The organism is Pandoraea cepalis (assembly GCF_902459625.1).
Lineage (GTDB): Bacteria > Pseudomonadota > Gammaproteobacteria > Burkholderiales > Burkholderiaceae > Pandoraea > Pandoraea cepalis.
The window spans coordinates 16,582-28,093 of record NZ_CABPRY010000022.1 but is presented as its reverse complement, the minus strand read 5'-3'; the positions used below and the strand labels follow the sequence as shown (position 1 = coordinate 28,093).

The 11,512-nt window shown below is 63.4% G+C and carries 10 protein-coding genes; 3 read left to right on the top strand and 7 right to left on the bottom strand.

Going from position 1 to position 11,512, the window contains the following annotated elements:
* Positions 1–62 precede the first annotated feature (62 nt).
* Complete coding sequence (locus PCE31107_RS23035) at positions 63–377, bottom strand: hypothetical protein (protein ID WP_150610773.1); 315 nt, start codon at positions 375–377, stop codon at positions 63–65.
* A gap of 440 nt (positions 378–817) precedes the next feature.
* Positions 818–1,981, bottom strand: a complete 1,164-nt coding sequence (locus PCE31107_RS23030) for a GGDEF domain-containing protein (protein WP_246181949.1) — start codon at positions 1,979–1,981, stop codon at positions 818–820.
* Positions 1,982–2,629: 648 nt separating this feature from the next.
* Here PCE31107_RS23030 and PCE31107_RS23025 point away from each other — a divergent pair.
* Positions 2,630–2,878 (top strand): hypothetical protein, encoded by a 249-nt coding sequence (locus PCE31107_RS23025; RefSeq protein WP_130025680.1) that lies wholly within the window; start codon positions 2,630–2,632, stop codon positions 2,876–2,878.
* A 22-nt stretch (positions 2,879–2,900) separates the two neighbouring features.
* Here PCE31107_RS23025 and PCE31107_RS23020 read toward each other — a convergent pair whose 3' ends face one another.
* The 4 genes from PCE31107_RS23020 to PCE31107_RS23005 form a co-directional block, all read right to left on the bottom strand.
* Entirely contained in the window at positions 2,901–4,604 is a 1,704-nt protein-coding gene (locus PCE31107_RS23020) for an MBL fold metallo-hydrolase (RefSeq protein ID WP_150610771.1), read from the bottom strand.
* Between the two features lie 180 nt (positions 4,605–4,784).
* Entirely contained in the window at positions 4,785–5,801 is a 1,017-nt protein-coding gene (locus PCE31107_RS23015; protein WP_150610770.1) for an alpha/beta fold hydrolase, read from the bottom strand.
* 110 nt (positions 5,802–5,911) lie between these two features.
* Positions 5,912–7,486: a flavin-containing monooxygenase gene (locus PCE31107_RS23010; RefSeq protein WP_150610769.1), complete on the bottom strand. Its 1,575-nt coding sequence runs from the start codon at positions 7,484–7,486 to the stop codon at positions 5,912–5,914.
* A 25-nt stretch (positions 7,487–7,511) separates the two neighbouring features.
* Positions 7,512–8,408 (bottom strand): SDR family NAD(P)-dependent oxidoreductase, encoded by an 897-nt coding sequence (locus tag PCE31107_RS23005; protein ID WP_150610768.1) that lies wholly within the window; start codon positions 8,406–8,408, stop codon positions 7,512–7,514.
* Positions 8,409–8,514: 106 nt separating this feature from the next.
* Between PCE31107_RS23005 and PCE31107_RS23000 the strand changes: the two genes are divergently transcribed.
* Positions 8,515–9,225, top strand: coding sequence for a TetR/AcrR family transcriptional regulator (locus PCE31107_RS23000; protein ID WP_150610767.1), 711 nt, complete (start codon positions 8,515–8,517; stop codon positions 9,223–9,225).
* A 97-nt stretch (positions 9,226–9,322) separates the two neighbouring features.
* Entirely contained in the window at positions 9,323–10,525 is a 1,203-nt protein-coding gene (purT, locus tag PCE31107_RS22995; RefSeq protein ID WP_150610766.1) for a formate-dependent phosphoribosylglycinamide formyltransferase, read from the top strand.
* Between the two features lie 137 nt (positions 10,526–10,662).
* Here purT and PCE31107_RS22990 read toward each other — a convergent pair whose 3' ends face one another.
* Complete coding sequence (locus PCE31107_RS22990) at positions 10,663–10,866, bottom strand: cold-shock protein (RefSeq protein WP_017232339.1); 204 nt, start codon at positions 10,864–10,866, stop codon at positions 10,663–10,665.
* Positions 10,867–11,512: the final 646 nt, after the last annotated feature.

Here is an 11,512-nt window from a genome sequence, read left to right as displayed (position 1 = left end):
CATACCAACTCCTCATCTGAGCTGAGGAGCCATTATCCCTAGATTTGATTGGTACGAAATTTTCAGGACAGGTCACAATCGATTGTTGAATACAGTTCGGTAAAGACCTCTTCAATAACGGCTGACACCTCTTGAGAATTGGTGGCTGAGGTGTAGCCTTTTTCTTTCAACTCCGATTTGTCGATGCCCATGCTTGGCACTAGCTTTTGCGCGAGGGTGTGCAGCTTGATTGCCTTGTCAAAATGTCCCCCGATGCCCGATACAGCCTTCTTCGTGGCAGAACTGAAGTTGTGGGTTGTGGCGTAAAATTGTTTGAACTTTCCGACTTCGCCCCAGTATTCAGGTGCGAAAACGCGAACGGTGGGATTGGTATTCATTCTTGTCGTTGTTCGATGTTGCGCCTACAAACGAGCGCCGCGAAATAGGCTCTTACGTTTTACGAATTCGGTTGAGATCCGCAATGCCAGCATTGTGCCAGTGTATCGCCTGAAAGCCTTAAGCTATAAGGATTGTGCTGGGGTTCGAGTCCCGCACTCCGGCAGAGATGAATAGCTGAGCTAAATCAGTGCGATTTTTTGTCAACGGCACCCCGGTGAGCCTTATGCCACGGTGGTGGTATGCCCCACTGTGGTTGACAAATCGACTCCGCTAACTAAATGAAAAATAAGAAGAAATTGAGGTTTCATGACTGGATTGTGATTCCAGTCGTCGTGGGTTCGAGTCCCATCGGTCACCCCAAAATTCCCTTGTAGTTCAAAGCGTTTCGCGCGTCATTTCTCTCCCGATTCGGGAATTCTCCAAAAGTCTTACTCCAGCATCAGCCAACTGCGGTCTTGCCACCGACGCCGGCGCCATTCCCGTGCTCGACAACGATAGGCAGCGGCTCCATCGCGGGCGCGACCACGACACAATTCCTGCCCTTGGCCTTTGCAGCGTAAAGCGCCGCGTCGGCTCTCGCCATCACGGACGCCAACGTGTCGCCATCGCGAAACGCATCGACGCCCGCGCTAAGGGTCGACATCACCTCCCTGCCGGGCACACAGGAGCCCGAGGTGGCCACGATGTCGCGCAACCGATTGATGAGGTGTCCCGCATGCTCCCGGGTTTCACCCGGCAGCAACAACGCAAACTCTTCGCCGCCAATGCGCCCGACGATGTCGGTGGCGCGCACCGCCCCGGCGATCAACGACGCCACATGCGCAAGCGCAAGATCTCCCGCCGCGTGCCCATAACGGTCATTGATGCTCTTGAAGTTATCGATGTCCAGAATCGCGATCGAAAACGTCGAATGCTTGTGGGCGCACTCCCTGGCGATGGCCTCCGCACGCGCGATGAACGCTCGCCGCGCGAGCAGGCCGGTCAGGTCGTCGAACGTCGCCAGGCGCTCCATGCGGTCGGCCAGCCGGTCGTGCGCCAACAGCACCATGCCGACCGACAGACACGGCAAGGTCAGCGTCGCCATGCCCAGGAACATGACGTTCAACGGCGTCGGTTGCAGGAACGTGGATTCATGCGCCAGACCCAATCCATACGCAATGGAACGAACGGCATGCACAACAGCACCGAGAATCGCTGCAATGGCCACAAAGTAATACGCGTATTTAGGGCGTTCCCGCGGTCGGTATTTCAGCACCGCCCCACCGATACTGAAGCGGACGTAAGCAATACACCCCGAGATCATGGTGCTGCGAGCGTCGACGTGGGGCGAAAGAAAGGTCCAGTAGATCAGCATGACGAGGATGACGCCGAGCGCGACATACTCCCAGGCGTACGAGGCTCGGGCGTTGAGGAATTGCCGGAAGCCGTGCAAGCCGATCAGCGAGGCGATGAGCAGCCCGCTGCTCGATACCGCGACGACAATGTCCGAGGGTCCCGTCAGGAGCAGGGCCGCCACGATCGCCAGGAGTGCGCTCGCAAAACACCATAGGCGTACCCCCGGGACTTTCGTTCCGAACAACGAACCCAGAACGGCTACGCTCATGACGCAAGACAGAACCGCAATGCTGATAAAAACTGCCGAAATGGGCATGGCCGCGTGACTGATTATGATGTTTTGCCTACTGACGCAGTTGCCAGACAATACGACCCCGTTCCCTCGGGCGACATCCCCATGTCGTGTCGTTTTGCCAGCGTCTCGGCTTGTTTTGTCGTCAGCATAGCCGAATTCGATGAAGGCGCCATGATCTCGTTGATCCGTGGCCAATGCGCCGCCCGGCGGAAGTTGCCCCCTTGGGCGAATCTCGTGCACAGCGGGCGCCGGGCGCTCGACGATGTCCGCGCGTCAGCGCAGCCCGCATTTTGCCTGCGCAATCCGCCGACGCGCCCCACACGACGCTCTCAACATCGCAACATTTGATCTATGTCTAATTCCAAGCATGGCACACGCGCCCCGAGGGAGCGCGTCCGTCCATAATGGGCTCGTCATGTTCGCATGACCCTGTCTTCCCGGGCGTGTCATGGTGCCCCATGCGTCCCGGCTTTGAAACCCACCTCGCTCAGGTGGGTTTTTTTTCGCCGGTTCGCGGCATTGTTCTCTCGTTTGGAGTCAAGCCTCTATGTGGCCGATGAAGGGTGAAGGTGCTACGCTTTTTAACAGGGCAGGGCGTTTTCAAGACAAGCGGAGTCCGTCATGAGCTATGCATCGCACGAGCAGGTCTACGACTATCGCGCGGGTTATCAGATTCGCGTGCGGGCCTTTCAGAATGAGTACGCGGGACCGTGGGACTCCCTGGTCCAGGTCATCCGGCACGGCAAGCCGGAGGGGCCGGAGGTGCGATCCCCCGACGGGCATCGCGACAATCGCCTCGACGCCGAAATGGCCGGGCGCAAGGCGGGGGAACGCATCGTAGACGAGTTGCTCGGCGACGCCTACGACTGACGTCGACCCACGCCAGTGGGCGTCACCCTGCCGCCATCGTTCCGACACGCCGCCACCGCGCATCTGGTGACACTGCCGCGAGGCCATCCTCCGCCAGCTTCTCCAGATGCGCTTGCAGCGAGCGCCGCGCCACTGCGTGACGTGCCAGGGGCACGTCGGCGTAGACCACCGGAATGAGCATGTCGAGCGTGGCCGGGCCGATTTGCGCAAGCGCCTCGAGCGTGCGCGATTCGCGCGCGAGTCGATGCGCCATGAGCCGCGCAATCCGCTGCGCCGGCCGATCCATCACGAAGCCGTGTCCCGGCGCGAGCCACGCAGGCGCAAGTGCCGCAAGCTTCGCGAGCGACGCCAGATAGGTCGCCATATGCCCGTCAGGCGGGTTGATGACGACCGTCGAACCCTGCATGACATGATCGCCAGTGAAGACCAGCGCCGCGTCGTCCAGTCCGAAGCACAGATGATTGGCCGCGTGCCCCGGCGTATGAATGGCCCGCAAGATTCGGCCGTCCGGCAAGGGCACCGCATCGCCATCGGCGAGCGCCACGTCAGGGATGAACGCGGCGTCCTGCCCCTCGTCGTGATGCGCGCGCATGCCGTACGTCGTTGCACCGGTCGTCGCCTTTAGCCGGCGCGCCCCCGGCGAATGATCGCGGTGGGTGTGCGTCACGAAGATCTGCCGGATGTCGCCGGGCACCGCGCCCAGAATCGCGTCGATGTGCGCCGGGTCATCCGGGCCCGGATCGATGACGGCCCACGCATTGTCGGGCCCACCGCCCAGGAGGTACGTGTTCGTGCCGGGGCCGGTCATCATGCCGGGATTCGGGGCGGTGAGACGCAGCACGCCCGGCATCAGCGTCACGCTACGCCCAGGCACGATGTCGTAGCTGCCGGTGCCAAGTTCATGGGGATCCGTCAGTGTCAGTTCGGCCCATGCCGGCTCGTCGGGCGTGACCGGCCAGCGGCCGCGTTTGCCGGTGGCCAGTCGCGGCTGAATGCGTGGCACCGCCGCCAGCGCCCTGGCGGCCGCCAGGGCGGCATCCGCCGTGCCGACACCGTCGAGCCATTGCAGCAGCTTGCGGGTGGGAGGCAACAGCCGAAGTTGATCGGCGTGCTTGAGCGCATATTGGGGGCGCATCCAGCGGTGCGCCGCCGTCTCGACCTGATCGACTTCCACCTGCTGGCCCGCGGGCAGCATCGCCAGAAAGAACCGCGTATCGAAGCGCTTCGGCAGACCCAAAGGCGTGACCCAGTGGCTCAGATAGTGCAGACGTTCCGGCGTGAGCCTGACGCCGAACGATCGGCATAGCGACACCAGATCGATCCGTCCGTCATGCAACGCATCGCGTTGCGCGCGCATGGCGACGAGGCGAGCTGCGTCGACCGGCATGCCCGAGACATCGTCGGCAAACAACACGCCGGTTTCCTCGAAGCACTCACGTATGGCGGCCACGTAGTAATCGAGGCCGCCGTGCGCGAGGGACAGGCGCTGGCTGGCAGTGGCGTCGTCCAGGCCGCCGCAGGCGGCGTGGCCGAATGCGCCGGCAGCATCGGCCGCATCGACAACGCCGCCGGGGAAGACGTAGGCATCGGAGCTATGGTCGTTCGCCCGAACGGCGCGCCGGAGCAACAAGACTTCCATGCCGCTTGCGCGCTCGCGCAGCGTGACGAGACTGGCGGCCATGCGCAAGCTGGACGGCCCGGAGGGGCCTTCAGGACGATCGGACATGAGACGTGCGCGCATCTGCCGCGCGAAATCGGAAAGTCCCTAGTTTGCCATTGGACGGACGCCGCCGCACGCGGGGTGGCCGCCGATGCGCGACAGGGACGTCGGGGTCGTCGGCGGCGACGCGATGGTGTCGTGCGCCTGGGCAGCGTTGCTCAGGCGAAGTCGCCAGGGTCGTGGCGCTCAGTCAGCGTCGTTCGCCACGCAGATCGGCACCGTCATGTTGGGTTGGGCTGCGCCGTATTGCGGCGCGGGCATGCGTGCAACGACGTCCTGCAACCATTGCAGGGTCGCTTCCGGTTGCGTCACGGGCAGCATGTGCCCGCCGTCGACGAGCGTCAGGCGCACGCGCTCGCTGAGCGCCGGCATCGTCTCGCCATGCACATGGCAATCCAGGATGCGGTCGCGGCGCCCGTAGAGAATGTCGACGGGCACGGTCAACGCGGCGTAACGTGCGGCGAGGCCAGGCATGTCGCGTTCGGCGGCGAGCACGTCGGCGCAGCCGGCCTCGAAGTTGCCGGGACGAAAGCCGAGCACGCCGCCACCGCGAATGAGGAAGTCCTTTGGTGCGTCTTCCGGGCCGAAGACATAGGCGAGCGTCGTGCGGCCCGTCATCATGCCGACAGGCACGGCGAGCGTGCGCGCGATCCAGCGACGCCACCCGGCATTGCGAATCGCGAGCGAGCGGAACGGCGCCGGCACGTCGGACACCGGTTGCGTCAGCGGGGCGATCAACGCGAGCGCCCCCACTCGCTGCGGATGGTCGAGCGCCAGTGCGAGCGCTATTGCGCCGCCCAGTGAGTGACCCACGACCAGCGGCCGGTCGAGTGCGAGCGCGTCGATCAAGCGCGCGACCGCGTTCGCCTGTGACGCGAGGCCGCCGTCGCGCAGCGCGTTGCGCGTCGAGTAGCCAGACCCTGGGCGGTCGATCAGTACGATGCGATGTGTTCGGGCCAGCGTCTCCAGCGGCAGATAGGCAAAGTTGCGCAACTGGCCGCAAAGGCCGTGGATGAACACGATGGCCGGTCCACGCCCGATGTCGACGTAGTGCAGGCGGTCGCCATCGATGTCGAGATATTGGCCGTCCGGTGGCACGGCCGCCTCGGCGCGACGCTCGACGCGGCGCGTGAAGCGTCTCAGCACGAACACCACGGCGGCAATCGCAATGGCGAGGCAACCCAACAAGTAGACGATGAGCATGGCGTCGAGTGGATCCGCAGGCAAGTTAACTTAGGCCGCATCGTAGCAACGCGCGGCATGGGTTGGCTATCGGGCGGCGTGTCTTGCGAGACGTCGTCGAAGGACGCGCACTAGCGCGCTGGAGTGGCCACTGCACTCGACGTATCGGAAGCGCGCGTCGTTGTGGCCTGGGCGACCGAGCGCGTGGCGCGACGCTCGAAGCGCATGGCGCCGTCGTCGACGCTGCCCCAGCGCATCAGTCGGAGATCGCGCAGGTAGCTCTGATAGAACACCCAAGGCTTGCGCCGCCCTTGCTTCGGTAGCACGCCCGCGGCGCGCTGAATATAGCCCGACGTCAGGCCAATGGCCGGCAACTCGCCATGCTCGCCTTCGCGCAGGCGCGGCACACAGGTGTCGACATCGTGTGCGTTCATATGATTGATGAGGCGGCAGACGTATTGCGCAATCAACTCGGCCTTGAGCGTCCACGACGCGTTGGTGTAACCGAAAATCGACGCGAGATTGGGCACGTCGCTGTACATCATGCCCTTGTAGGCGACCGCGTCGCAGAGATCCACCGGTTTGCCGTCGACCCGCAGGCGCGCGCCCCCCATCAGTTGCACGCGCAGGCCGGTGGCGGTCACGACGATGTCGGCGTCGAGCGTCTTGCCGCTCTTGAGTGCCAGTCCGCGTGGCGTGAACGACGCGATCTCGTCAGTCACGATGGCCGCTCGTCCACCGCGCAGTGCTTTGAAGATATCGCCGCCCGGCGCGAGACAAAGGCGTTGATCCCAAGGCTGATAGCGCGGCGTGAGATCGCGTGCGACGTCGGCATGACCCTGCACCTGTTGCGCCGCGCGCCGGATCAGCACGCGGCGGATGGCATGCGGCCAGCGTCGCGCCGCCTGGTAGAAGCCAAGCGCAATCAGCACATTCTTCATGCGGACGATGCGATGCGCAACGCGCGCCGGCAGCCACGCGCGCAGCCGTTCGGCAACGCCGTCGCGCTGCGGCATCGACAGGATGTAGCTTGGCGAGCGTTGCAACATTGTGACGTGCGCCGCGCTCGCCGCCAGGCTCGGCAGCAGTGTCACCGCCGTGGCGCCGCTGCCGATCACGACGACGCGCTTGTCGCGGTAGTCGAGATCGGCCGGCCAATGCTGCGGATGGACGACGGTGCCGGTGAAGGTGTCCGTGCCCGGCCACGTCGGCGTGTGTCCGGCCTCGTAGGCGTAATACCCGCTGCACATGAAGAGAAAGCGACACGTGAGCGATTGCGTATCCTGAGCGCCGTCGGCGTTAGTGCGTTCAATGTCCAGCGTCCAGCGGGCGATGCTCGAATCCCAGCGGGCTTCAAGCACCTTGTGGCCGTAGCGGATGCGCGTGTCCAGACCCTCCGCGTGGGCCGTGTCCTTCAGGTAGTCAAGGATCTTGCCGCCCTCGGCAATCGCCTGGTCACTTGGCCAGGGGCGAAAGCTGAAGCCCAGCGTGAACATGTCGGAGTCCGAGCGCACGCCGGGGTAGCGGAAGAGGTCCCACGTGCCGCCCAGCGACTGGCGCGCTTCGAGCATCGCAAAGCGGGTGCTCGGGCAGCGCTCGCGCAGGTAATGCGCGGCGGCAATGCCGGAGAGCCCGGCGCCAACGACGATGACGTCGAGATCCGTGGCGGCGCTGGCGATATCGGTGGTTGTGGTGTGGGTGTTCATCGCGATGTCCTTCGGCCGTCGTCCGTTACTGGGGCGTGGTGGGGCGCGTTGTCGCGCGGCCTTTGTTCGACGACGGTTTGCGCGACATGGCCGTGCGCCGGTAGAACCATACGACCATGCCTTGATAGCGCGCACCCAGCAGGCGGGCCAGCTTGTCGACGCGGCGCGCATCGGGGCCCACGAGCACACGCCGCGCATTGCGCTCGACGCCTGCCAGCATTTGCCGCGCGGCGTCGTCAGCACTCGTCACGTCGATGAGTTGGTTCGCACGTTGCCGGTGTGTGAGTGCATCCACGCCGGTGAGCGCGGCAATGCTGTCATCGATGCGCGAGGCCTGCACGATTTTTGTCGCTACGCCGCCCGGATGCACGCAGGTACAGGACACTGGGGCATTCGCCAGATCGAGCTCCATGCGCAGCGCCTCGGTGAACCCGCGCACGGCGAACTTGCTCGCGTTATACGCGGATTGCGTTGGCATCGCAATGAGGCCGAACAGGCTGGATGTATTGACGATGTGGCCGTCGCCGGACGCGGTGAGGTAAGGCAGGAACGCCTGCGTGCCGTGAACGACGCCCCAGAAGTTGATGTTCATCAGCCACGTGAAGTCCTCATGGCGTGCGGTCGCGACCGGCACCGATAGAGAGACACCTGCATTGTTGAAGATGAGATTGACCTTGCCGTGCGCGGCGGCGGTCTCGCGGGCCCAGTCGAAGACGGCCGCGCGGTCGGCCACATCGAGCCGACACGATGTGACGCGCACGCCGAAGGCGCGGCAGGCGATGGCCGTGTCCGTCACGCCCGCTTCGTCGATATCGGACAACGCGAGATGCGCCCCTCGCCGCGCCAACTCAAGCGCCAACGAACGGCCCATGCCGGAGCCTGCGCCGGTGATGGCCGCCACCTTGTCCGTGAATGTCTTCATGGTGCTGTCTCCCATCAGCGCCGCGTCGATAGGCCGTTTGGCTACGGGTATCGCGCTGCCTATAATGTGGTGATACGTGTCACCACTTTAGTTTTGCATCCGAGTGATGTCAAATAGCGAAATGGAACAAGGACTCGAATCGAGGGATACCGCGTCGACAGCATCGGCATCGGCACAGGCCGGCACGGACGCGACACCGCCCGGGGCGACGCCCGGACGGCGCTACGGTGGCGTGGGGCAGGCGCAGCGAGAGCAGGCGCGCCGTGCGGCGCTGATCGACGCCGCCACGGAAGTCTTCGGCACCGTGGGTTTTCGCCGCGCCACGGTGCGCTCGGTCTGTCGTCTGGCCAAGCTCAACGACCGGTACTTTTACGCGGCGTTCGAGAGTCTCGAGCATTTGCTGCGCGCGACGTATGCCCATCATGCGCAATCGTTGCTCGGCCAGTTGCAGGCCGCCGTTGCCGAGAGCGCACCGACCCTGGACGCCCGCCTCGACGCTGGCCTGCGCACCTTCTTCGCGTTTTTGCGACAACCGCCTGCAGCGCGCGTCTTGCTGCTCGAAGTGATGGGGGTGAGTCCGGAGACGGACCAGACGTATCAGCGCTACATCTTCGAGTTCGCGAAGCTGATCCTGGCGATGGCCGACGCACCGGCGCCCATTGGTGAGGACGCGCAAGCGCAGGCGAGAATCGTCGGCCTGGCGCTCGTGGGCGCAATGACCAACGCCGGCACCGCCTGGGTGCTCATGGGCTACCAGGATACTGAAGCGTGCATGGTCGCCAGCTGCCGTCGCGTGCTGCGTGGCGCGCTGGTTTGATGCCGCGTTGCCGTTCATGCTCGCTACAATACGACTTTCGCGTACGGCGCCAGGGTGCGTCGACGCCTTCTGATTTCTCACTCTCCAAAGGTCACCCATGACCACTATCGGAACACCGCTGTCGCCGAGCGCGACGAAGGTCATGCTGTTGGGCGCCGGCGAACTCGGCCGTGAAGTGCTGATCGCACTGCAGCGTCTTGGCGTCGAGACGATTGCCGTCGATCGTTATGAAAATGCGCCGGGGCAGCAGGTGGCGCATCACGCGCGCACTATTGCGATGACCGATCCCGAGCAACTCAAGGCGTTGATCGAAGCCGAGAAGCCGGATCTCGTCGTACCCGAAATCGAAGCCATCGCCACGCCGATGCTCGAAGCGCTGGAGGCCGACGGCGTGGTCCGCGTCATTCCCACGGCCCGTGCCGCGCGTCTGACGATGGATCGCGAAGGCATTCGCCGTCTGGCGGCCGAGACGCTTGGTTTGCCGACGAGCCCGTATCAATTCTGCGATTCGCTGGCGCAACTGCAAGCGGCCATCGATAGTGGGATCGGCTACCCGTGCATTGTCAAGCCGGTGATGAGCAGTTCGGGCAAGGGACAGAGCAAGATCGACGGCCCTGACGACGTGAAGGCGGCATGGGACTACGCCATGGCCGGTGGCCGTGTGAGTCACGGTCGCATCATCGTCGAAGGCTTCATCGATTTCGACTACGAAATAACGCTGTTGACCGTGCGCGCACGTGGCGCCGACGGCCAGGTCGAAACGCACTTCTGCGCGCCGATCGGCCACAAGCAAGTGAGCGGCGATTATGTCGAGAGCTGGCAGCCGCATCCGATGTCGTCGGTGGCGCTCGAGCGTGCGCGCGTGGTGGCGCACGAGGTGACGAACAACCTTGGGGGGCAGGGCATCTTCGGTGTCGAACTGTTCGTCAAAGGGGATGAGGTGTGGTTCAGCGAAGTCAGTCCGCGTCCGCACGATACGGGCATGGTCACGATGATTACCCAATGGCAGAACGAGTTCGAACTGCATGCGCGGGCGATTCTCGGCTTGCCGGTCGATACCACGCTGAAGACGCCGGGGGCGAGCGCGGTCATCTATGGTGGCGTGGATGCGGCGGGCATTGTGTTCGACGGCGTCGATCAGGCGCTTCAGGTGCCGCACACCGATATTCGTCTGTTCGGCAAGCCGGAGAGCTTCGTGAAGCGTCGTATGGGGGTGGCGCTGGCGCATGACAGCGATCTGGAGGTGGCCCGTCGTCACGCGGTCGAAGCCGCGAGTCGGGTGAAGCCGCGCGCGATGTGATTGCGTGGCGCTGACGCGCCGGTCGAGCCAAACGAAAAAACCCCGCGAGAGCGGGGTTTTCAGTTCGGGCGGGCCGTTTTAGCCCTGCCCGAGACGCGTCGATCGCGTTAAGCGATCAGCAGCGAAACATCCGTCGCTTAGACCGGCTGGATGTTGCTGGCCTGACGGCCCTTCGGTCCCATCTTCACTTCGAAGGTGACCTTCTGGTTTTCTTGCAACGACTTGAAGCCCTTCGACTGGATTTCCGAGAAGTGAGCGAAGAGATCTTCACCACCTTCGTCCGGCGTAATAAAACCAAAACCCTTGGCGTCGTTGAACCACTTGACGGTACCAGTTGCCATTTCTTAAATCCTTAAAGTTTTCAAATGAGCGAGCCAGAAGCTCAGTGAGCGCATGACATTAAAGCTGATCAGGTACAACCGAGGCGACGCTAGGGCGACATTAGATGAACACAAGACTCGCCATACAACGTTCATGCAGTCGTTTTTTTACGGGAAAGGTGGGAAGGTGTCAAGCGGGGAAACATTGGGATTGTTGATCTACGCCAGTTTTCGATGATTTTTCGCTGCGTTGCGATAGGTATGCATGCGTTCCGGACGACCGGTTTCCCAATATCGGAATGTCTTATCCGGACAGTGTGCCCGGCGAATCGGCCCCGTCGGCAGTCACACGTCGACGACGCAAAGACACGCGCAAAAGCCGAGTACAGGCGAATGTCATGTGGCGCGGGCACAACGCGAGCGATGGCGGGCGATGGCGGGCGCGATGCGGGCTCGCGACGTCGACTGTCAACGATTTTGCTGATGCACCGTGAAGGTGATGGGTCGCCATCGGCTGCGGCTTGGCGCGATGGCCGGCCGATCGCCCGGAAGACGTCCTGAGCCGCAGCGAGCGTTTTGATGCGCTGCCGCATGACGTTGGGGTGAACTAAGTATTTTCCCTAGGGTATCGGAGGGCCGCGTGACGGCTCGATTTCACGTCTGGCAA